At 40.8% G+C, this 22,811-nt stretch carries 18 protein-coding genes, 1 tRNA gene and 6 pseudogenes; 16 read left to right on the top strand and 9 right to left on the bottom strand.

The genetic code is table 11. From position 1 onward, the window contains the following. Nucleotides 1–347 precede the first annotated feature (347 nt). Together ANSO36C_RS23495 and ANSO36C_RS23490 are read left to right on the top strand one after the other, a co-directional pair. Nucleotides 348–665 carry a hypothetical protein gene (locus ANSO36C_RS23495; protein WP_251956468.1) on the top strand — a complete coding sequence of 106 codons (318 nt, stop codon included), beginning with the start codon at nt 348–350 and terminating at the stop codon, nt 663–665. Then, entirely contained in the window at nt 610–1,041 is a 432-nt protein-coding gene (locus ANSO36C_RS23490) for a nuclear transport factor 2 family protein (RefSeq protein WP_323374613.1), read from the top strand. Before ANSO36C_RS23495 ends, ANSO36C_RS23490 begins: the two co-directional genes overlap by 56 nt. Before the next feature lie 200 nt (nt 1,042–1,241). On the opposite strand, the gene ANSO36C_RS23485 is transcribed toward ANSO36C_RS23490, so the two are convergent. After that, complete coding sequence (locus ANSO36C_RS23485) at nt 1,242–1,661, bottom strand: (2Fe-2S) ferredoxin domain-containing protein (protein ID WP_251956467.1); 420 nt, start codon at nt 1,659–1,661, stop codon at nt 1,242–1,244. A 300-nt stretch (nt 1,662–1,961) separates the two neighbouring features. Here ANSO36C_RS23485 and ANSO36C_RS23480 point away from each other — a divergent pair, with 300 nt between their 5' ends. Next, entirely contained in the window at nt 1,962–2,354 is a 393-nt protein-coding gene (locus ANSO36C_RS23480) for a carboxymuconolactone decarboxylase family protein (RefSeq protein ID WP_251956466.1), read from the top strand. Nucleotides 2,355–2,408: 54 nt separating this feature from the next. Beyond that, nucleotides 2,409–3,241 (top strand): annotated as a pseudogene (locus ANSO36C_RS23475) (alpha/beta fold hydrolase). A gap of 61 nt (nt 3,242–3,302) precedes the next feature. Here ANSO36C_RS23475 and ANSO36C_RS23470 read toward each other — a convergent pair. Further along, a complete protein-coding gene (locus tag ANSO36C_RS23470) occupies nt 3,303–4,865 on the bottom strand; it encodes a hydantoinase B/oxoprolinase family protein (protein WP_251956465.1) in 1,563 nt (520 codons plus the stop codon). 15 nt (nt 4,866–4,880) lie between these two features. Between ANSO36C_RS23470 and ANSO36C_RS23465 the strand changes: the two genes are divergently transcribed. After that, complete coding sequence (locus ANSO36C_RS23465; RefSeq protein ID WP_251956464.1) at nt 4,881–5,402, top strand: GNAT family N-acetyltransferase; 522 nt, start codon at nt 4,881–4,883, stop codon at nt 5,400–5,402. A 5-nt stretch (nt 5,403–5,407) separates the two neighbouring features. On the opposite strand, the gene ANSO36C_RS23460 is transcribed toward ANSO36C_RS23465, so the two are convergent. Continuing rightward, nucleotides 5,408–7,498, bottom strand: coding sequence for a hydantoinase/oxoprolinase family protein (locus ANSO36C_RS23460; RefSeq protein ID WP_251956463.1), 2,091 nt, complete (start codon nt 7,496–7,498; stop codon nt 5,408–5,410). Nucleotides 7,499–7,607: 109 nt separating this feature from the next. Here ANSO36C_RS23460 and ANSO36C_RS23455 point away from each other — a divergent pair, with 109 nt between their 5' ends. Continuing rightward, nucleotides 7,608–8,345, top strand: a complete 738-nt coding sequence (locus ANSO36C_RS23455) for an SDR family oxidoreductase (protein WP_251956462.1) — start codon at nt 7,608–7,610, stop codon at nt 8,343–8,345. A 537-nt stretch (nt 8,346–8,882) separates the two neighbouring features. Here the strand turns inward: ANSO36C_RS23455 and ANSO36C_RS34430 are convergent. The 3 pseudogenes from ANSO36C_RS34430 to ANSO36C_RS35310 all read right to left on the bottom strand — a co-directional run. Then, a pseudogene (locus ANSO36C_RS34430) lies at nt 8,883–9,833 on the bottom strand (RtcB family protein); the annotation flags it as partial. Nucleotides 9,834–9,863: 30 nt separating this feature from the next. Further along, a pseudogene (locus tag ANSO36C_RS34425) lies at nt 9,864–10,748 on the bottom strand (RtcB family protein); the annotation flags it as partial. Between the two features lie 48 nt (nt 10,749–10,796). Beyond that, nucleotides 10,797–11,030: pseudogene (locus ANSO36C_RS35310) on the bottom strand (RtcB family protein); the annotation flags it as partial. A gap of 407 nt (nt 11,031–11,437) precedes the next feature. On the opposite strand from ANSO36C_RS35310, the gene ANSO36C_RS23445 reads away from it, so the two are divergent. The 6 genes from ANSO36C_RS23445 (at nt 11,438) to ANSO36C_RS23420 (ending at nt 16,233) form a co-directional block, all read left to right on the top strand. After that, a complete protein-coding gene (locus ANSO36C_RS23445; protein WP_251956460.1) occupies nt 11,438–12,325 on the top strand; it encodes a class I SAM-dependent methyltransferase in 888 nt (295 codons plus the stop codon). Continuing rightward, nucleotides 12,322–13,050 (top strand): HAD family hydrolase, encoded by a 729-nt coding sequence (locus ANSO36C_RS23440; protein ID WP_251956459.1) that lies wholly within the window; start codon nt 12,322–12,324, stop codon nt 13,048–13,050. Before ANSO36C_RS23445 ends, ANSO36C_RS23440 begins: the two co-directional genes overlap by 4 nt. 65 nt (nt 13,051–13,115) lie before the next feature. After that, a tRNA-Ala gene (locus ANSO36C_RS23435) sits at nt 13,116–13,188 on the top strand. 251 nt (nt 13,189–13,439) lie between these two features. Then, nucleotides 13,440–14,522 (top strand): photosystem II q(b) protein, encoded by a 1,083-nt coding sequence (gene psbA / locus ANSO36C_RS23430; protein WP_251956458.1) that lies wholly within the window; start codon nt 13,440–13,442, stop codon nt 14,520–14,522. Between the two features lie 268 nt (nt 14,523–14,790). Then, nucleotides 14,791–15,297 carry a hypothetical protein gene (locus ANSO36C_RS23425; protein ID WP_251956457.1) on the top strand — a complete coding sequence of 169 codons (507 nt, stop codon included), beginning with the start codon at nt 14,791–14,793 and terminating at the stop codon, nt 15,295–15,297. A gap of 48 nt (nt 15,298–15,345) precedes the next feature. Continuing rightward, on the top strand, nt 15,346–16,233 hold the full coding sequence (locus ANSO36C_RS23420; protein ID WP_251956456.1) for a hypothetical protein: 888 nt from the start codon (nt 15,346–15,348) through the stop codon (nt 16,231–16,233). 41 nt (nt 16,234–16,274) lie between these two features. On the opposite strand, the pseudogene ANSO36C_RS35030 reads toward ANSO36C_RS23420, so the two are convergent. Further along, nucleotides 16,275–16,993 (bottom strand): annotated as a pseudogene (locus tag ANSO36C_RS35030) (hypothetical protein). A 331-nt stretch (nt 16,994–17,324) separates the two neighbouring features. On the opposite strand from ANSO36C_RS35030, the pseudogene ANSO36C_RS23410 reads away from it, so the two are divergent. From ANSO36C_RS23410 to ANSO36C_RS23400, 3 genes and pseudogenes are all read left to right on the top strand, one after another. Next, nucleotides 17,325–17,488, top strand: a pseudogene (locus ANSO36C_RS23410) (tyrosine-type recombinase/integrase); the annotation flags it as partial. A gap of 380 nt (nt 17,489–17,868) precedes the next feature. Further along, entirely contained in the window at nt 17,869–18,579 is a 711-nt protein-coding gene (locus ANSO36C_RS23405; RefSeq protein WP_251956455.1) for a DUF4360 domain-containing protein, read from the top strand. A gap of 518 nt (nt 18,580–19,097) precedes the next feature. Continuing rightward, a complete protein-coding gene (locus ANSO36C_RS23400) occupies nt 19,098–19,625 on the top strand; it encodes a hypothetical protein (RefSeq protein WP_251956454.1) in 528 nt (175 codons plus the stop codon). 357 nt (nt 19,626–19,982) lie between these two features. On the opposite strand, the gene ANSO36C_RS23395 is transcribed toward ANSO36C_RS23400, so the two are convergent. Together ANSO36C_RS23395 and ANSO36C_RS23390 are read right to left on the bottom strand one after the other, a co-directional pair. Beyond that, nucleotides 19,983–20,843 carry a 3'(2'),5'-bisphosphate nucleotidase CysQ family protein gene (locus ANSO36C_RS23395; protein ID WP_251956453.1) on the bottom strand — a complete coding sequence of 287 codons (861 nt, stop codon included), beginning with the start codon at nt 20,841–20,843 and terminating at the stop codon, nt 19,983–19,985. Between the two features lie 91 nt (nt 20,844–20,934). Then, nucleotides 20,935–21,828, bottom strand: a complete 894-nt coding sequence (locus ANSO36C_RS23390; RefSeq protein WP_251956452.1) for a sugar kinase — start codon at nt 21,826–21,828, stop codon at nt 20,935–20,937. A 92-nt stretch (nt 21,829–21,920) separates the two neighbouring features. Between ANSO36C_RS23390 and rsmI the strand changes: the two genes are divergently transcribed. Then, nucleotides 21,921–22,781, top strand: coding sequence for a 16S rRNA (cytidine(1402)-2'-O)-methyltransferase (gene rsmI / locus ANSO36C_RS23385; protein WP_251956451.1), 861 nt, complete (start codon nt 21,921–21,923; stop codon nt 22,779–22,781). Nucleotides 22,782–22,811: the final 30 nt, after the last annotated feature.

Here is a 22,811-nt window from a genome sequence, read left to right as displayed (position 1 = left end):
CTTACAAACTGCTGTAAATTAATCTCAAGAGGACTAAATACAATATTTACGTTTGAGTAGCGAAAGATGCTAAATATCAGGTTATTCAGATGTTAAAAAAGTATGCAAATACTAATTTTATTACTTAACAGAATCTACATAAACATAGTTAAAATAAACACATATAAAACTATTATTTACCTGTTATAACTGATGATATACATCAAATGTTGTACTAGCTTCATCATTTACTAGAAAAGAGTTTTTCTAGCTGATAGCGCACGTAATATCTATTAAAATGCAAGGATTTAGCCTATTGTTAGGAGCTAAATCCTCAGATTTAACTTGAGTTTACGGCAAGGTACAAGATGCGAAAATCTGAAACATTAAGGTGGGTATCTGTGGAAAAAAGAAGAGAAAAAGGACGAATAGTTGCAAATACTATCTCGTTTTTGTTAAATCGAATAACTTTCGTTGTGATTGCAATCGCTCTTGTGCTGTTTATTGGAGGTAGGTTTGAATTAGCAAGTGCAAGCCAACCTAATGCAGAATTAGAAATTCAAAAATTAACATCTTGTTATGCATTGGGAACTGACGCTATTGGAAGAGGAAATCTCTTAGAAGGAAAAAATATTTATCGTAGATTGTTTTACTCAAGATGCAGTTGTCACTGCTATTTTTCCTGATGGCGCGAGTGAAACACGTTATGGCACAGATTCTTGGGCAGATTTTGTCTATTCAGTATTTCAAGGAAATGAATATCAAGCTACCCAACACCTAATGGGTACGATAAATATTTCAGTTGAGAAGAATAAAGCAACGATGACCTCTTACCTCCATGCGACTCACAAACGTTCGGAAACGAGCATTGATGTCGCCAATGGCACTTATGAAGATCAAGTCATCAACAACAATGGTCGCTGGAAAATTCGTAATCGTACTCTTAAACTCATCAATTTCTTAAATCTCAGTTCCCCAAGCACTAATTCCTCATCTGCTAATTCTCGAACAATTAATTCTCCAAGTACTTTGACAATACCAAATATACCTCACTTAAAGTAGTAATTGTTCAGATGATGATAGCACTAACACAGTGTAGATAAGTATTCTTTATAGTCTGCAAAAAATCAAGGGGTGAATTCAAATATTCACCCCTTTTTCATTTTCCCCTTAACAAACTATGGTTTGTTTCAAAACACTGTTTTAAATCAAATAATTTAGTTAAAAAATATCCTAATCTCACCGTTAGTAAAGCTTTGAACTCAGGCTTTATTTTGTTTGATGTATGAGTAGAGAAGTTCGCGATCGCTCTGGGGATTTACAATTAAACATGGACTATTCCCGTGACTTCCGTTACTTACAACAACAACAGTAATACCTATCCGTGGACAAACGCCTAAACAACTGGTGCTAACGACCCGAAATTCACCCCATAATCCCTCAAACTTTAAACGACATTTCAACCAATTCTCTAAGTCTTCGGAAGCTGTTGAACCTGACTGCTCGTTTGCACATTGTGAACACACCAGCACCAAACCAGATTCCCATCGGGGAGAAACGTTAGGAAGAGAAGTTTCTAATAGTCGATAATTTATTAGGGGCGATGGTTGCTGAGAATTGGATGAAAACCTCTTAAGGATACGTTGGAGTAATGCTTTAATACGCTGGAGCAATTTCTTCATGGAGAACCCCACCTATTTCTCTGACAGAATAGTGTAAATTTCTTATTTAGTTTGTTCTAGTAGAACACCCAACAGCTAGTACAACACGGCATAAATAAGCCACCCATTCCAAATGAAGGAAATGCTTACACTGTATTCATTTTGACTTTTGACTTGCGGTACTAGCCTATGCCAAGTCGTTTGTAGGTAGAGGGGAGCAAAAGTTTCAGCCTCAAAGACTCAAATTATTATCTTTAATTGCAACTCAGTATTACAATCTAGGGGTTCCCACTCGCTGGGGAAACTATATGGAATTAAAACATGACTAAGCTGATTGAATACGAAGAAGCCAGCGACGAAGTACGTGCAGTGTATGACGACATCCGCGTTACACGTCAGAATGACTACATCAATAACTTTTGGAAAGCCATAGCCAACCATCCCCCCACCTTGCAACGAACGTGGCAATCTGTAAAGGAAGTGATGACTAGCCCCGGTGAAATTGATCCGCTCATGCGCGAACTGATTTATATTGCCGTGAGTGCAACTAATGGCTGTGAGTACTGCATTGCCTCGCACACAGCGTCGGCGCGTGCCAAGGGTATGAATGATACTATATTCGGGGAACTAATGGCGATCGCAGCTACAGCCAATATGACTAATCGTCTTGCCAATGGTTATCAAATTCCCGTGGATGAGAGATTCAAGACGTAGCAGCACGCCTTGTCTATTCCTTTTTAAAAATAAGATTTAGCAGAATTATTTACTATGCCCAAGGTTGAAATTAACGGGATTGATTTGTTCTACGACATTAAGGGAAGGGGTGAGCCTTTGCTATTAATAGCTGGCTATCTTTGCGATCATGCCTATTGGTCGCTGATCATGCCATCCCTGGTTTCGCAGTATCAAGTCATTCGCTTAGATAAACGACGGTATGGGGAGAAGTTCTGCTCCCGAAGACCCCTATAGTCTCAAAACAAATGGCTAGTGACGTTGCAGCATTGCTCGATCACATTGGGATTAGTCAGGTGCATCTAGCAGGCCATTCAATGGGTAGTCAGATAGCCCAAGAGTTAGTGTTAGCACACCCTGAAAAGGTAAAAAGTCTGATGCTACTTTCATCTTTGGCAAAGGGTGATGCATTATTCAACAGCATAATCGAGACTTGGGGCGAACTTCCTAGCAATGTAGACTTAAAGCTTTATGAAAAAGTTGTATTGCCTTGGATATTTACAGACACTTTCTACTCGATTCCTGGAATGATCGAAGGTCTGATCGAATTTGCCATCAGATATCCTTTTCCGCCTGCAACTCATTCGCTCTATCATCACAGTCAAGCCATCCTTAGCAGTGACACAACAGATAGCCTGCAACAAATTCATTGTCCTACCTTGGTTTTAGTTGGTAAACAAGATATTCTCACTCCATTAAAGTTTTCCCAGCAACTTACTCAAGGTATTCCTAATGCTGAACTTGTAGTTATAGACCGTGGTGGTCATGGCTTCTTGATTGAGTCGCCGGATGCTGTGGTTTCAGCTATGCTTAATTTTCTGGGAAAGTTAAAGAAGAATTCAGAAGTCAGAATTCAGGAGTCAGAATGAATTTTGTACAATTTGCGGATAGCCAGCATTAACGAGTCTGCGAACGTCTGAATAGACGGGTTTAGGAACTTCCAAATCCACCACCGCCAGGAGTTTCTATCACAAAAACATCTCCAGTTTTCATCTCTACTGTTGCTGTACTATCTAAATTCTCTTCAATTCCATCCTGACGTTGTATCCAGTTTCGTCCTACTTTTCCTGCTTCGCCACCATTTAATCCAAAGGGAGGAACAACCCGATGACTAGAGAGAATATTAGCTGTCATGGGTTCTAGAAATCGAATGCGGCGGACAACTCCATTACCACCTGAATATTTTCCTTTGCCACCGCTATCAAGACGAAGACTAAAACTTTCTAAAAGTACAGGATAACGGGTTTCTAAAACTTCTGGGTCGGTCAAGCGGGAGTTAGTCATGTGGGAATGAACACCATCAGTTCCATCAAAATTAATTCCTGCTCCAGAGCCGCCGCAGATAGTTTCATAATATTGGTATTGCTCATTACCAAAAGTAAAATTATTCATAGTTCCTTGAGAAGCAGCTATCACACCCAAAGCACCGTATAAAGTATCAACAATAGTTTGAGAAGTTTCTACATTACCCGCAACTACTGCGGCGGGATAGGTTGGGTTGAGCATACAGCCAACCGGGATAATAATTTCTAGAGGATTAAGACACCCAGCATTGAGAGGAATATTATCATCAACTAAAGTACGAAAGACATATAAAACTGCTGCTTGAGTCACAGCTTTAGGAGCATTAAAATTACTATTTAGTTGTGGAGAAGTCCCAGTAAAATCAATCGTGGCACTGCGGTTTTCTGGGTGAATGGTTACTTTAACTTGAATTTGTGCGCCGTTATCCATTTTATAAGTAAATGAGCCATCCTTGAGAACTGCGATCGCACGTCTAACCGACTCCTCAGCATTAGCTTGCACAAAGCTCATATAAGCTTGAACAATATTGAGCTTATATTGTAAAACCATTTTACGAAGTTCTTGAACTCCCCTTTCATTTGCGGCGATTTGTGCTTTAAAATCAGCGATATTTTGCTCAGGGTTACGAGCAGGATAAGTATGATTTGAGAGGTGCTGTCTGACTGCGGTTTCTCGAAAATTTCCCTCTTCAACCAAGAGAAAATTATCAAAAATAATTCCTTCTTCTTCTACTGTGGTACTTTGTGGAGGCATTGAGCCGGGAGTAATTCCCCCGATATCTGCTTGGTGTCCACGAGAAGCAACAAAAAATAGGGGGATTGGGTATGGATTATTTTCACTATTTTCCAGAAAAACTGGGGTAATTGCAGTGACATCAGGTAGGTGGGTTCCGCCGTTATAGGGATTATTAGATAGATAGACATTTCCCAGTTTGAGAGTGTCGCCTTTATCATTAATTAAACTGCGGACACTTTCACTCATTGAGCCTAAATGTACGGGAATATGAGGAGCGTTTGCTACTAATAATCCCGATGAATCAAAAATAGCGCAGGAGAAATCCAGCCTTTCTTTGATATTCACTGATGTTGCTGTGTTTTGTAACACAATTCCCATTTGTTCGGCGATAAATTGATAAAGATTTTTGAATATTTCTAAGCGGACAGGATCTGGTTGAGTTGTTGTGTACATTTTGATTCCTATTCTTTGCTAAAATTATCTACTAAAGTGATTAAAAGTAGTTTAATGAAGATTCGATTTGCTACACCTGATGACGTATTATTAATTCTTTCCTTTGTCCAAAAAAAATCTGAGTTTGATAGAAGCATTGGTGCTTATTCTGGTGTACTTAAAGTTACTGAGGATAAAATACGTAAAACAATTTTTGGAGCAGTACCTTTTTCTTACGTTTTATTTGCAGAAACTTCAGAGTGTGTGGTTGGGTTTGCTTTATATGGATTTAGATACTCCTCTTTTATAGGGCAACCGAGTATTTGGCTTGATGATTTGTACGTGGATGAAGATATGAGAAGCCAGGGAGCAGGAGCCATGTTAATGAATTATTTAGCTCAAGTTGCAAAGGATAATGACTGTACCCATCTTGCTTGGAATGCTGATGTTCGCAATAGGCGCGGACTTAGTTTTTATGATCGGCTAGGTGCAAAAATTACCGAGCAGAAAGGTAATCGCTGTTTTTTAACTTGGACACCACAAATACTTGCTGTATAAGCAGTTTATAGACGCTGTAAAATTAAATGATTGTCCGTAGTTAATCTTGCTTGCCAGTTAAGTTCCACTACAATTGTGCTAATTTTTTCGACAACGATCGCAGGGCTATTAATACTATCTTCTGGTTGTAAATCTTCTCGTCGGTAAACCAGAGTATTATACCATCTATCGCTACTAAACATCCTTACTGTTTCAAGAGATGCAGGAGCTTCATCTAAAGGGCGAGTACGAGTAATTAAGGGTTCTTCAGGAGTATCCATTTTCTGAATTACTTCTACTGAAGCTGATTCGACAATTAAAGTTTTATCTAATTGAATGAAACCATAACGGGATTTATGTTCAAGTTCAAACTCTTGCCGCATCTCTACCACATCATCGGCAAAATTAACAGTCAATGTAGAGTTAGTTCCTACATATTTTAAGTTGACTTTTTGGACTATTTCTAGTTGAATATTAGCTTCATTTATTTCACTTCTAGCTTGAGCTTCTAAATTTTCCATTAACTGCCATAATTTCGGGAGTAATGCTTGAGTTAAAGGCTGTTCTACACCTCCTTCTCTAATTGCTCGTACATCAGCTAATCCCATTCCGTAAGCAGAGAGAACACCGGCATAAGGATGTAAAAATATTTGTTTAATTCCCAAGGTATCGGCAATTAAACAAGCGACTTGCCCACCTGCACCACCAAAGCAACAAAGCACATATTGGGTAACATCATAACCACGTTGCAAACTGATTTTTTTAATTGCGTTTGCCATATTGTCCACTGCGATCGCAATAAATCCTGCGGCTACTTGTTCAGGAGTACAATCATTTAATGTAGCGCCTTGAATGTCTTGGGCTAATTGTCTAAATTTCTGAATGACAATATCTTTATCTAAAGGTAAATTGCCCTCAATTCCAAAAACTGAAGGAAAATATTGTGGGTGAATTTTGCCTAACATCACATTGGCATCAGTAACTGTTAATGGCCCGCCACGTCGATAACAAGCAGGCCCAGGATTTGATCCAGCAGATTTCGGCCCGACACGATAGCTAGAACCATCAAAAAAGAGAACTGAACCACCGCCAGCAGCAATAGTATTAATTGCTAATACAGGAACTCGCATCCGTGCCCCAGCAATTTCTGAATCTAGTTGTCGTTCATACTCTCCTTTAAAGTGGGCAACATCTGTACTTGTTCCACCCATATCAAAAGTGATAACTAACTTGAAACCTGCCCTTTTACTAGTTTGAACTGCGCCAACAATACCACCAGCCGGGCCACTTAAAATACTATCTTTTCCTTGAAATTGTTCGGCTGCAACTAAACCGCCATCAGATTTCATAAACATTAATTTAACTCCGGGTAACTGACTCGCTACTTGGTTAACATAGCGACGCAGAATAGGAGTTAAATAAGCATCGACTACTGTTGTATCTCCTCGGCTAACTAACTTCATTAACGGACTAACTTGATGGGATACGGATATTTGGCTAAAGCCGATTTTTAAAGCAAGTTGGGCTATTTGTTGTTCGTGATTAGGATAGCGATCGCTGTGCATAAAAACAATAGCGCAACTCCGAATTCCTGTCTGGTAAACTGCTTCTAAGTCAGTTTTTATTTGTTCAATATTAATAGGTATTAATTCGTTTCCGTTGGCATCGTAGCGTTCATCTATCTCAACCACTTGTTCATAAAGCATGGTTGGTAAAATTATCTGCCGAGCAAAAATATTAGGACGGTTTTGATAGCCAATTATTAAGGCATCTTTAAAGCCTTTGGTAACGAGAAGAACGACGCGATCGCCTTTCCTTTCTAACAGCGCATTTGTTGCTACTGTTGTGCCCATTTTTATCACTTCTATCGTTTCATTAGGAATGGGTTCATTACTAGAAATACCCATGATATCCCGAATGCCTTGGATGGCTGCATCTTGATATTGTTCGGGATTTTCTGAAAGTAGTTTATAGACTATAATCCATTGCTGATTAGGCAAATTCACAATTAAAAAACGTTCAGAATGCTTTAAAAGTCTATCTATAATTACTTGATTATTAGTAACAGCGACAATATCTGTGAATGTACCACCACGGTCAGCAAAAAATTTCAACATTACTCTGTTTACTCGATACTATAGAGGTAGCATAACAATAGGATTTAAAATGTTTATACTTAGCACTCAATGTTTCATAAACCACACTCAATAACCCGCAGGAATCAATATGTCTGAGATTCAAAACAAAGTGGTAATCATTACCGGAGCCAGCAGTGGTTTAGGTGAGGCAACCGCGAAGCGACTTGCTGCTAGTGGAGCCAAGCTGATGCTGGCTGCCCGGCGCGAAGATCGGTTGAAAGAACTGGTTGCAGCGATCGCTAAATCAGGAGGGACTGCAACCTATCGAGTGACAGATGTGGCAGATCGCGCACAAGTGGAAGCCTTGGCGAAGGAAACTTTGAGTACATACAGCCGTATCGACGTACTAATCAATAATGCAGGTTTGATGCCGCTCTCTCCCCTCGATCAAGTAAAGGTGGAAGAGTGGGATCAGATGATCGATGTCAACATCAAGGGCGTTCTCTATGGGATTGCTGCCGTATTGCCGATTATGCGTCAGCAAAAGTCTGGTCATATTATTAACCTATCATCAGTCGCCGGACATAAGGTGTTTCCGGGGTCAGCAGTTTACTGTGCTACCAAGTACGCAGTGCGAGCGATTTCTGAAGGGTTGCGGCTAGAGTCAAACGGCGAAATCCGTTCGACTAATATTTCACCAGGAGCCGTTGCCACTGAGTTGACTTCCACGATTACCGATAAAGACATAGCAGCCGGAATGGATCAACTTTATGCGATCGCTATTGATGCAGATGCTATTGCCAGGGCGATCGCCTACGCCATCGAGCAGCCTGCTGATGTTGATGTGAATGAAATGATTATCCGTCCCACGCGTCAAGAACTTTAGATTTGAGCTAACAAAAAAGGCGAAAGCCTTGTTTAACCTCGTTCCCTGTCTGAAGACCTACGGTGTACGCACAAGTCCTAAAAACCTAGCTTGATAAGACTTTCCTCGTTTTTCCTCGTTCCCAGTCTCAGACTGGGAATGCATTCATTGAGTCTCTGACTCAATATCTGACTAGAGACAGAGCCTAGGCTGTTGACTTTGATGAAATTTGGGCGTTTTTGACTCATACTATTTTTGTGTCAGGGCAAAATCTCTCTTGTGTCATTGCGAGCTTTGCGAAGCAATCGCAAAATCTCTGGGATTGCTTCTCTTCTCTACGAGAGGCTGCGCCAACGAGACGCTCCGCGAACGCTCCGCTCGCAATGACTACACATATTTTGCATGATTTGTTAACTTCTAAAAAGTCACAGAGTCAACACCCTAGCTGCTGCCTCCTCTTTCTTGACCAGAGGCAGAGCCTCCCAGAATGCGTTCCCAGGCTCCAGCCTGGGAACGAGGCAACACAAGACTTTGGACTTATCTTAGTGCCATTCGTTTTTAGCCTTTTACACACACAACTTGTTTCAAAGTAGCAACTATTTCAACAAGGTCTGTTTGTTGATTAATCACCTCATCTATAGACTTATAAGCACCAGGAATTTCATCTAATACACCCTCATCTTTGCGGCATTCTACGCCATTTGTTTGCTCTATCAAATCATCAAGTGTGTAAACGTTTTTTGCCTTATTTCTAGACATTAAACGCCCTGCACCATGACTACAAGAACAGAAGCTATGCGCATTACCTTTACCCTTAACGATGAAAGACTTTGCCCCCATCGAACCAGGAATAATCCCATAATCTTCAATTTGAGCGCGGACTGCACCTTTGCGAGTTACATATACATCCTCGTCAAAATGCACTTCTTTTTCAGCGTAATTGTGATGACAATTAACCTGCAATAAAGGTTTAGTTGCCTTCCCACCTGCCAGATGCTTCTCAACTATGTGCTTAAAACGCGCCATCATCACATCACGGTTGACACGCGCATAGTTTTGTGACCATTGCAAATCGTGCCAATATGCTTGAAATTCTGGCGTACCAGCGACAAAATGAGCCAAATCAGGGTCAGGCAATTTATTACCTGCCATTTTTGCTAATTCCCTGGCTGTGTGAATATGACACTGAGCTAGTTTATTGCCGATGTTGCGCGAACCAGAATGTAGCATCAGCCAAACTTGGTTCTCTGTATCGAGGCACACTTCAATAAAGTGGTTTCCTCCACCGAGAGAACCCATCTGTTTCATGGCTTTACTTTGTAGGTCTTGCACACCGCGATGCAAGTCTTTAAAATCATCCCAGTGTTGCCAGTTGCCGACAGATTTTTCAACGTCTTTATTTTCGTTGAATCCAGTCGGAATTGCTGCTTCAATATCCAGGCGGATTTTCTTCAGTTTACCTTCTAGTTGTCCAGCGTTAAATACTGTTTTGATCGCGCTCATCCCACAGTTATGAACAAATACTCCGGCTTTCAGCGCGAAATTATGGTACTCCGGTACTGTTAGACAGTAAACATCCTCTGTGTAATTTAGGGGATTTACTGCTACAACTTTGTGATTACATTGATGTTCTTTTCTGCGGTGATTGTGGAGTCCAATTGGAGTTTTGACATCTACACCACAAATTTCACAGCTATAGTATCGGTTAGCAATCTCTTGAGACTTTTCTCTCCCTTTTTCACTCTTGTTATATTCAATTAGATATTGTTTACCCCGATTACCATTACCTGCAACTGCATTTTTAAAATGCTCTGGTTGCTGTTCCATGTATTGAAGGATATTCTTAGTTCCCCGTTCAGCATAGTATTGGTATCCTTCTGGAGTTTTTGCTTTTTGAGCAAGGGAAGCAACTCTTTTTTGTTCAAATTCGACAGATTGCCAGTGTTGGTTACGCTCCACTAGAGAGCGGTGGTAAGCAGAATGATCGCGATTACCCATGAATTCAAGATTTTCTGGTCGATTATCAGATTCATCGAAATTCTGATGATGAATAACTGTTTTCTGTCCCTCAAATCTAGGAACCTTGCCTAGTAACCCAGACCTAGCAATAATCCAGTGTGCTTTTTGCCATCTGCTGGAGTATGGCTGAGTAATCAGGGTATAGCCATCTTTGTCAGTCTTAGAGTAAAAGGGCATTAAGGAAGTCTCTGCTTGAAGTAATTGAGCTTCTTTATAGGTTCCGTCCCGAAGCATGAATTGGTGATCGGGAGTACAAATAATTTCTTCGCTGTTATCCAGTATCACTTTCACAAGTGGAGCATTCCGTCTAGTCAATTTAGCAGTTGCTTGAGCCGCAACAATTTTTCCGGTTGGCGTACAAGCATAAACAATAAACTCTGTACCCCAGTCCATTAGGTCTTTAATACGATAAGATTTACCATCCGCTAGAGGAATTAAGGTATCTCCTATGAAGCAACCAATATCGACACCGACAGCAGCTGGAATAATTGCTTCTTTGGTTGCAATTACAGAACCTACTAAAGCACCTTTTCCTAAGTGAACATCGGGCATTAATGCGACGTGCTTAAATACAAATGGTAATGATGCCACATTCTTTGCCATCTTAGTTTCTTCTGGCCCCAAAGAATGATTTGCCCAAGATAAGACGGGTGCTGGTGTAGTAATTTCTAATTTTTCGTAGGGCATAATTTTTTGTATTTTGGATTTTAAATTTTAGATTTGGGATTAATCTGATAGTACTGATAATTATCAGTACCATTTACAACTCATTATTTAGTTACTTTTCAAGCTATTTTTTCGGGTTTATATGCAAGACTTTAGTACTTTTTACAAACTTGTTTACCCATCAATTTAAACTTGACAGCCTACTACTTAGTTGTAGCAATTTAAATGCTGTATTGTCTTTCATTTGGCTAGCTCAATTTTCGTGAAGCTGAAGAACTACTTTTAGGAAGTAATGCTTTGTACTACAAATGTAACCAAAGTAATTACAAAAGTCAAGCTGCTCGCTACAGAAATAAAAGATGTATTAAAATTTGTAAAGAAAATAACTCTGCTTGAAAAAACCTCTAACAATTTCTGACACAACACCTATGACAGTGCGTCAAGATACAATCTGGGAACGTTTTTTATCCCCTGTAGTGCGTCTTTTGATTGATGAGGAAGGGTTACGGCGTTACGCTGATAGTATTGATTGGGAAAAAGAGTATGATCGCTTCCGACGAGATGATGTCATAATTCCCACGTACTACAGCAGTCAAAACTTTCACGGAATTACAGGCGGATATCTCAATTACGGTGCAGCAGTGACTTACGATCCGATTACTCAATACGTTCTGCCGCCTAATGAAAGTATTGTCCGTCAGGCTTTAGTTGATGCTGTCAAGGTAAAACCACGACGCATACTTGACTTAGGTTGCGGCACTGGTTCCACTACCTTAATGTTAAAGCAGGCTTTTCCCCAAGCGGAAGTTATTGGTTTGGACTTATCACCCTATATGCTGGTAAGGGCAGAAGATAAAGCTAGAAATGCTGGTTTAGATATAGTCTGGCGACATGGGAATGCTGAAAAAACTGGTTTGAGTGCCGCAACATTTGACTTAGTGACAGCTTCTTTGCTATTCCACGAAACACCAAATGAGGTGTCTTTAGCAATTTTGCGGGAAAGCTTTAGGTTGCTGGTAACTGGAGGGCAAGTATTAATTTTAGATGGAAATCAAAAGACTCTGCGTCAGTTAGAATGGCTTAATAATGTTTTTGAGGAGCCATATATTCGTGAGTATGCTGCTGGTAGCGTGGACGCGAATATGGGTGCAGCCGGATTTGAAGCTGTGCTATGGCAGGATGTATGGTGGATCAATCAGGTAACTAGCGGCGTTAAACCAATAGCAACCGAAAATATCCGTCAGTACACTCCCACATCAATAGATAATAATGATTTGGAGGGGCTTGGTTCTCCAGCGTTTGGCATAATGGCATGAGTTTAAAGGCAGTTCTTTTTGATTTTAATGGTGTCATCATTAACGATGAGCCAATCCACCTGCAACTGATAGATGAGATTCTCATTGAAGAAAATCTCCAACCCCAACGCGTAAATGAGCGTCAAGCTTCTTTAGGACGCAGCGATCGCGCTTGTTTTCAGCAACTACTCGCTAATCGTGGTAGAGTAGCCAACGAAAACTATTTAACTCAGTTGCTGTACCGCAAAGCCCAAGCTTATACAGTGGAATTAGAGAAAATAGAGAAACTGCCTTTATATCCAGGTGTAGAAGATTTAATATTTCAGGTGCGATCGCGAAATCTGAAACTAGGATTAGTCAGTGGCGCTATTCGCCAAGAAATAGAATTAGTACTTCATCGAGCTAAACTAGCTGAACATTTTAAAATTATCGTCGCCGGTGATGACATCACCACCAGTAAACCAGAACCCGACGGTTATCTTCTGGCAGTGAAACGCCTGAATAAAGAATATCCTGACTTGAATCTTCAACCACACGAGTGTCTGGCAATTGAAGATACTCCAGCTGGTATCGCAGCAGCGAAGCGATCGCACATGCAAGTTGTAGGTGTAGCGAATACTTACCCATTCCACATGCTCCAGCGCTGCTGTAACTGGACTGTTGATTATCTCAGTGATTTGGAACTGGAGCGTGTACAGAAGGTTTATTCTCAAAAACAGCCTCAACCATCGGCAACTGAATGTTAAAATAACTTATGGTGAATATGTATTGAGTTAATGAGTAATATTACTCTTGACTTAGCATCAATTAAGGGGAATTAGCTCAGTTGGTAGAGTGCTGCGATCGCACCGCAGAGGCCATCGGTTCGAATCCGTTATTCTCCACTCGTGTTGTTGAGCGACAAAATAATTGTCAAATTACCCAGAGCGACAAATTATTTGTCATTACAATTCTGAAACATTTTTTATTCAGCTTGATTAACCGGACATGAGATTAAATAATCAAAACTAATAAGTTGTATCAGGTTTACTGAAGTAATAAAAGTTGATTAAAAATTGTAAAGCATTGTAAAGTACATTCACAGGCAAAAACAAAACCGCCTGATTCATACATAACTAACCGCACTTATAAAACAATGACAACAACCTTACAACAGCGCTCAAGCGCCAATGTATGGGATCGATTCTGCGAATGGATCACCAGCACCAACAACCGTATTTACATCGGTTGGTTCGGCGTAGTCATGATTCCAACCTTGTTAGCCGCTACCGCCTGCTTCGTAATCGCCTTTATCGCAGCACCTCCAGTAGACATCGACGGTATCCGTGAACCAGTTGCAGGTTCATTAATTTACGGAAACAACATCATCTCCGGTGCAGTTGTTCCTTCCTCCAATGCAATCGGCTTGCACTTCTACCCAATTTGGGAAGCAGCATCCTTAGACGAGTGGTTGTACAACGGTGGCCCTTACCAATTGGTAATTTTCCACTTCCTGATTGGCGTATTCTGCTACTTGGGTCGTGAATGGGAACTATCCTACCGCTTAGGTATGCGTCCTTGGATTGCTATAGCTTATTCTGCACCAGTAGCAGCAGCAAGCGCAGTCTTCTTGGTATACCCAATCGGACAAGGTTCTTTCTCAGATGGTATGCCCTTGGGTATTTCTGGAACCTTCAACTTCATGATCGTGTTCCAAGCAGAACATAACATCTTGATGCACCCCTTCCACCAACTCGGTGTAGCAGGTGTATTCGGTGGAAGTTTGTTCAGTGCAATGCACGGTTCACTTGTAACTTCTTCCTTGGTTCGTGAAACAACCGAAACCGAATCACAAAACTACGGTTACAAATTCGGTCAAGAAGAAGAAACCTACAACATCGTTGCAGCCCACGGCTACTTCGGTCGTCTAATCTTCCAATACGCTTCATTTAACAACAGCCGTTCACTGCACTTCTTCTTAGCAGCATGGCCTGTAATCGGCATCTGGTTTACCGCCTTGGGTGTAAGCACAATGGCGTTTAACTTGAACGGTTTCAACTTCAACCAATCGATCATTGACTCTGAAGGTCGTGTAATTGCAACTTGGGCAGATGTAATCAACCGCGCTAACTTGGGTATGGAAGTAATGCACGAGCGCAACGCTCACAACTTCCCTCTAGACTTGGCTGCTGGTGACTTTGCTCCTGTAGCTCTAACCGCTCCTGCTATCAACGGTTAATCATAATTTGAGATAAGCTCTTAACGCTAATCCATAAATAAAAGACGCTCTCCCGAAAGGGGGGGCGTTTTTGCATTGGGTTAATTGCTACGTTGAGTATGGCACTAAACTCTTTTTTGAAACGCCATAATCATGGGTGTTGCATCAAAATTAGAGGGCTATAGTTGAGAACTTAGGCAATATATTATCAAAAAGTAAATTTTACGGGTAATAATTGCTAGCAGCGCAGATAATTGCCTGAAAGCTCAAGTATAAGGAAAAGCCAAGAATGATTATACACCGTGGACATAGGGTAGTAGCTGCTTTGTTGCTCTCAGTGGTACTACTGACAACGGCCTGTACTCCAAAAGCACCTGGACGTTTTGACCAGGCGCAAAAAGAAAGCACTCAACAGAGCAAGGGTCTTGCAGTGGCTAAAACTGCAACTCAGGGTAGCGAATTTAATAAACTTTTTCCAAAAGCTAGTGATGGCTACCAGGGCGTCTATACCCAAGAGAAAAAAGGCTTTGCCAATTTGAAGTTGAAAAAAGGCGGTAAAGATATAGCATTACTATCTATTTCTGATACTACTGGCACACCTGCGGCAGCCAAGTTCTCGAAAAGCACCAAAAAAATTGGTGGTTATCCCGCAATAGAAGTTGGTAAGACGCAAACTGCAATTTTAGTAGGTAAGTACCAAGTAAAAGCAATTTCCAGCAATCCGTCATTTACAGCTAGCGATCGCGCAGATTGGCTAGAGAAGTTTAATCTTAATGGTCTGGCTAAACTGAAATGATTTGCACTACGAACATTTAGATAACAAAACTTAGATAAGGAGATTTTTGTGAGCAAATCGATTGTTGATTTGGTTGATCAATTGCCAACTGGTGGCTTAACCATTTCTCTGTTGAAGTCCCTTGATTTTGTTGCTCCTGGAGAGTGGCAAAATACCGTCGGCTTTGTCAACACCATTAAGATCGTCACTGGCGAAGACGACGAAGATTTAATTCAGCAAATTGGTGAAAGAGCGATTTATTTATTCAACGACAAATCGCAAGGATACCAAACAGCCTTATGGTTATATCAAACCGTTGATGGTACAGATAAAGCACTTGGTGCAGCAGCATTAGCTAACAAACTTGGTGAGAAAATTCCTTTGTTGGGTTTCTTAAACTCTGTTACTCCTAAACCTGATAAAGCCCAAACCATAGATTTGACATTGAAATTAGTCGCTGAGTTAGTAGCCTTCTGTCAAATTAACGGCATTCCTGGAGATAGTATTGGGGATTTTGTCGCCTCTTTGGGTGAGTATAGTGGTGAGTCACTCATCCGTATGGTGGCATTAATTTGCGTTGATGGTTTGATACCCCTAGGCCCAGACTTCATCAGCAAAGCAATATCTGGGCTTAATCAAATAAATCCACAGGAATTAGAAAAAAACTCGACTTTCCAAAATATCAAAGATGTGATTCCAGGGAGCAATGCTGGTAATAAACTCAACTTTATCGGCGAAAGCTTTGACTCAGTTAAAGGTTGGATGAGTGGATTAGTCTCTGCCAATGATTTAACGCCACAAAAGGTTGTCCATCACTTGCAAAGCTTTGCCGATATTGCCGATGATAAGTTAGACTACCTCGCGGCGTTCCTAGATGTCGCAACGAATTATTATGAACACACCGGCACGCAAACTTTAGCACGTCGCTTGATTGAACGGGCGGTAGCTGAAATTTAGGTTGATGGGGGCTGGGGACAATACTCCATGCCCCATGTCAATTAGGGTAAACGCAAATCTGCTGCGATCGCATACAAGTAAGGTTGAAAAATAGCTAAGTTTTCTAGTTTATCAAACTTACCTGTTTGTGTACCTGTGTCAAATGCAGTGGTAATTACGTAAAGTTTACTGCCATCAAAGGCAACATGACCGATATGTTGCTCTTGTACTCCACCTTTTTCCTTGAGTCCAGCAAACCCATAACGGATTCCCTGAAGCTTACCAATGGGTACTGCTTGCGGTGGATAGGTTAAGAAAGTAATCTCTTTTCCATATTTACCCTGACGATCTTTCGCAAAAGCAGCGTAGTGGTCTTCAACCCAAATCTTTAGTACTGATAATACTTGGGTTTGGTATTTGGAATTTTGGTAGTCCACTTGAGAACCAGGTGGAATACCAGCTGCTACAAGCTTTTTTGGAAATCTTCATTGCTTGCTAAGGGGTAAACGTTAATTTCAACAGTACCTAAAAGTTTCCCTTTGGAAGAGACACACAACAGGGGTGCATTTCCCTCACAAGCCGCAACTTGCCAGTTAGTTGGAGGCGCAGTATTTCCCAGGATTTTCTGCCAGATATTTCCCTCATTCGGGTTGGCAAGTTTTGCAACAGCAGCGGGTTTTACTGTTTTGGGTGGAGAAAATTGGGGGAGAATAAATTTTGCTCCCACTGGTATTGACACCAGCAAAATAGAACCTAGTAATAAATGATAAAGTCGTAACATTTTCCTGAATATCTAGAGTTAAGGATTTATGAGTGATGAATCGTTCACGATGAACTAGGATTTTATTGTATATTTAATTACTTACTTTATACAATTAAGTAAAGATTGTTATCAGTGTAGATGCTTATAAACCAAATTAAAAAATATTCATTCTCGGCGTTGCTGAAACTGTAATGAACTAAGCAGGTAAAGGACGATAGGTTTCGAGGAACTGGCTACCACACTGCAAAACTTGTAGCATTGCCTGTCTCGACGATGCCCATTTTTAGTAGTTTGAGTTGAGTTGCATTTAGGACACTTCATTCCTCTATTTTGCCAAATCAAGCATCACTCTTTCAGCAACGCCGATTTTAGAAGAACTTTTATCGGTAATTTATTAGATGCTGGCGCAGATATCGTCACGATAGCGAAGCTTGCAGGTCATACGTCACCAAGTACAACCAGAGTAAGTATGACAGGCGAGGAGAAGCTGCCAAGAAACGGTCGATTCTTTAAAGGATTTGGGACAATGGCATACGGCACTAAGTGTGATGTCAATAAAACAACAAAGTAGTTAACTATCAAGGATTGTAAATTCTTTGATTCGTACATCTAATATCCAGTCATAATCTAAATATACGAAAATATTTTTGAGAAGAAGTTTAGATATCTTCTCGGTAGCAAGGCTTTCAGACGTTACATGGCGGCTTATGTCATGCTTGCTGATACTGTTGGCGAAAAATTGCTTAACACTATGAAGCATATCTGAAAGGATTTCCCACAATTCAAGAAGGCAGAAGCCTGTAAGTATTAATCAAAATTTTAGTGGTGGGTGATTGCCCACTACCATAACAATAAATTGTGTCGACAAGTGTAATACCAGACACAAAGTATTCTTGCTTCAATCCTATGTTTTTAAGCGTGGGATTAAAGCAAAGATGCCTTCATTCCTTCTGTCTTCTGAATGCATTTTTCATCAAAAAACAACTCTAGCAACATCACTACAAATTCACATGAACATTAAAAAATTTGGTGTATTACTGTCTTTATCTACAATTTTTGGAATGAACGTTATTGCCACCACGGCTTTGGCTAAGGTATCGCCTAGTATTACTTTTAGAAAGGCAATTGCATCTGGTGGTGGATGTGTTGTTACAGATCAGCTTCTTGGATCTGACGGTAGAAGCTTATCGCTCCTCTTGGATAAGTTCAATGCAAAAGAGGGTGCGCGTCAAAGGTGTATTTTACGTATTGATACTATCATTCCAAGTGGCTTCATTGTCCAAAATGTAGAGATACTGTACCAAGGAAGTGTTGATGTTAAACCACTGAGTAGAGGTACGACCTTAAGCAGAAGCTATATCTTTAATGGTGGTGCTCTTGGTGGTATAACCTCAGCTCGCCCTATAGTTACCCAGTTTAAATCTAGCAATCTTCTTTTTCAGGAGCAAGATGATGTTTTTGTTGCAGCTGCTTCGTGTGGTGGACAAGGACAATTAGGTATTAATATGATTGCACAATCCTCATCAGGAAGTGAGATTTTTGTTGATTCAGCCGATCTAAGTGCTGGGGATGTGCTATTGCGTATAGACCTAGCTCCTTGCTAATTTGCTTATTGTTGTGGAATTTAAGAAGATAATGATATTAGTAAAAACTTTGTTGTTTGACTAATCTCTAATCCCACACACCGCAGGTTGGCAACTTGGTATCAGATGTTGTTTTCCTAGTTACTGGCTATGATTGAGGTAGTTATTTATTCGCCCTAGCACCCCTTTTTCAGGCAGGGCTATTTCATTCGCTATCTTATAAATTTTGTCAGCAGTATGAATGAGAAATGTGCTTGAGTTGGGAATCGAAAAACTACCAATTCTACAAGTAAATCTCAGTGAAAGCGCCATTTGATTGTCCTTCTTATTTTTGAGCAAAACAGAATACATTCGGCAGAATTCAGTTGAGTATCCTCACCGCAAAAGCGGACGAATAGACGGTAAAATACCTCACTAAATCCGTATTTTTGTGGTCTTCAATCAATGGTGGGTTCTAAATGCCCTACTCATTGATTCTACCGAATGTATTCTTTCTTACTTATTGAAGATTCCAAATTTCTGTATATGGAGAGTAGATTATGTTGAGATTAAGTGACACACGTAATTTTTTCACCTTAATATCCTTGTTTTTTTTATATTCTTATGGTGCCAATTCATCTAGCATTGCTAGTGCAATAGAAACTCAGCCACAATTTTCTGTTAATAAGGGATGTAATATAAATTTCAATCCGAAAACAAATGAGTTGAAACTTAGCTCTCGGATAGCTGTAAGCCCAAATTTATCAAGGACTACATGTATCATTAGAATTAATACTTCTAATAGTCAAAAGCAATTTAGGCTTGTGCCTTTAGCTTTCAAAGGCGAAGTCAAGAAAGCACCAGCACAAGTAGCTATTTCTTCATTTTTAATTGGCGATAAACCCACTCGTTCCTTATATGAAAGTCCGTTGTCTGCAAGTTCTCTGAAGTTTGATTTGACCAAAAAAATACTTCCAACTAACTATACAACTAAAGGAAAAAGTGTTTTAGGCATTAATGTAGTATTAATAAGCACCGGAGGAGAATTAGAGGTGACAGATATAAAGTTTGCACTTCAACAAAAATAATAAGCTCAATTCTGGGCGTTGCATAATTGAAGTATGAATTTGAGCGATGGCTACGCCCGCCGTTCGCGTAGCGTCTTGCAGAGAAGGCATTGCCATACAGTGTCCAAGGTGTGGATCAACTCGTATCTGCATGAACGGCAGAAAATATGGTGAACAAAATCATATTTGTGTTTCTTGTGGTTATCCACAACCTCTTAGAACTCTTGCAAAAGTGCTTTTTGCAAGAGGGGGAAAAGGGTAAAGGTTAAAGGGGAAGGGGACAATACAGAACCTTTTCCCCTTCTCTTTCTCCGACTTATGCAAGAAGTCTCTTGTAAAGAACTAGCAGTGTTAGGTCTCTAAATTCTCATGTCTCTATTAGTCTTGGTCAAACTGCGCTAAAATCTTTTCTGCTTCCTTGCACAGCAGTTCGTGATATTCACCGTTACTAGCAAGCAAACCTCCCCATTGATTGATATCACCAGTGTTATATTGCAACGGGGTACCATCGAAGTGGGTAAACTTACCACCAGCTTCTGTTAAAATTAGTTCTGGGGCTGCTATATCCCAATCTTTGGGCGCAGACTTGCCAGAAAGGGAAATGTAGATATCTGCGTGTTGCTCAATAATGGTGGCGATTTTGCACCCGACACTACCCACAGATTTCTGATTTTGACAGGGTAAGTTTTGTAGTAGGTAATCTAAGCGTTGATTGCGGTGAGAGCGACTAACGACTAAGGTTAAATCCTCAACTCGTTTGCCTGACGACACTTGTAAAGGGAGAGATCCATCACGGGTTTCTACAAATGTCCCTCCGCCTTTGGTAGCGTAATATAATTTTTGAGCCTCTGGTACTGCCACCACTGCCAACACTGGGCGTGTTTCCTTGACTAAAGCAATGTGAACCGCATAATCTCCAGTTTTTTGGATAAAGTCTCGTGTGCCATCCAAAGGGTCGATTATCCATACCCAAGGTGCAGAAGCCTGTGCTACACCGCTTGGCAATTGGTAAGTTTCTTCACTGATATAAGCAAAATCTTCGTTACCTAAAGTTGCTTGTAGCCTCTGCAAAATGTATTGACTCACAGCTACATCGGCAACGGTAACAGGCTCATTTTGTTTATATTGTACTTCTAAATTAGGGTCTTTTGCAGTTCCGTGATAATACGATCGCAGTATCTCTGCTGCGCCCCAACCTACCTCACGAGCGATCGCTAATATTTCTTGTAAGTCTTTCATTAAATTTGACCTGAACTAAAAATATGTATAAGCGTGATTAGGGTAGCATACCGATACTTAGTTTAACTAATTACGAATTACGAATTACGAATTATCTTAAATCCATCCAGCGCCGCGTACCAAAAAATTTACATGAATCAGCAGCAATATTAGCTGCCAGTCTCAGTGCATCAGTAAAACTTTCCCTTAAAATGTAATTACAGAAAGCACCGTGAAAAATATCTCCAGCCCCCAATGTATCAACCGCTTGAATCTGCGGCACATCTACGATACCAGTTTTAGTGCAACTCAAGTATTCAATTGGTTTTTGTCCGTGGGTAATGGCGACGTGAGGAATGTTAAATCCATTCAGGTAGGCAAAAACGTCTTCTCCAGTCTGGCAGTTCGGGGGATAAAAATTAGCCGAACAGATGGCATAATCCACGAAAGGCAGAATTTGCTCAAATCCAGGTTTCCAGCTACCACCATCAATTACTACTGGGATATTCTTGGCTTTAGCTAGTTGGGCTGTGGCATAACTAACTGCCATCTGATGCCCATCAATTAGTACTATATCGACATTTGGGAAAATATTCGACGGGATAGATGCGCTGCTGGCTTGAGTTTTTACAGCATTGATGGAAACCACAGCTCGTTCACCCGTAGCTTGAGTGACAATGATTGAAGAGACAGGCGGTGCTAAATCAGTGGTAGGCTCAAGGTCTGCGATCGCAACTTTGTAATTCGCCAAATCACCTCGAATTAGCTGCGTCATGGGGTGAGAACCCACTACACCCAAGACTGTAGCCTGATTTCCTAAATGGCTGAAAGTCACAGCCGCGTTTGTAGCTGGGCCACCTGCCGCTACGGTATAGTCAGTAGCGACAATCTTCTGATTATTCTTAGGGGCAGAGTCAGCAAGGTAAATCAAATCTAAGGTTACTAAGCCGACAAATAACCCACGAGCCGATTTCAGATTTTGAATTTTGGATTTTAGATTATCCATTTATCATTTATCTTCGTATAGGTGCATCAATTATTTTTAACTCCTGCACAGACGCGATTCATCGCGTCTCTACAAACTCCTAATTCTTGCTCATGCAAACCGATCCAAAACCAGGAACACTTTACGTTGTCGGCACACCAATTGGCAATCTGGAAGATATAACCTTTCGCGCGGTGAGAATTTTACAGACTGTAGATATCATTGCTGCGGAAGACACGCGTCACACAGGGAAACTATTACAGCATTTTCAAGTTAAAACACCCCAGCTAAGTTACCACGAACACAATCGTACCAGCCGCATCCCAGAATTATTAGAGCATTTAGTTAACAATAAAGCGATCGCTCTGGTGAGTGATGCTGGGATGCCAGGTATTTCCGATCCAGGATATGAACTGGTGAAAGCCTGCATTGAGGCGGGAATTTCAGTAGTTCCCATTCCTGGCGCTAGTGCAGCAATTACGGCATTGAGTGCAGCTGGATTACCAACGGATCGGTTTGTCTTTGAAGGCTTTCTCCCGGCGAAAAATCAACAGAGACAAGAGCATTTAGAATCTCTGCAAACAGAATCTCGCACATTGATTTTCTACGAATCACCCCACCGTTTGCGAGATACTTTACAAGATTTAGCTCTTGTTTGGGGAAGCGATCGCCAAATTGTGCTAGGGCGGGAGTTAACGAAATTATATGAGGAATTTTGGCGAGGGACAATTGCTGAAGCGATCGCTCACTACAGCCAACGAGAACCCCAAGGTGAATATACATTAGTAGTGGCAGGAATTCCAGCCAGTCAGCCTCAGCTGACAGAAGAGGAATTGAAAGCCGAATTAAAACAGTTAATTAGTCAGGGAATATCGCGATCGCAAGCTAGCCGTCAGTTAGCAAAATTTACCTCCCTTCCCCGCCGTCAGCTGTATCAACTAGCTCTTTCTATAGTCCTCAGTCCTGAGTCTTGAATTCCTAATATCGCTTTTTTGAAAATCCCA

Origin of the sequence: Nostoc cf. commune SO-36 (genome assembly GCF_023734775.1) — a bacterium.
GTDB classification, from domain to species: domain Bacteria; phylum Cyanobacteriota; class Cyanobacteriia; order Cyanobacteriales; family Nostocaceae; genus Nostoc; species Nostoc commune_A.
Note: the sequence above shows the minus strand (reverse complement) of the source record. Positions and strands in the feature narration are given on the sequence as shown.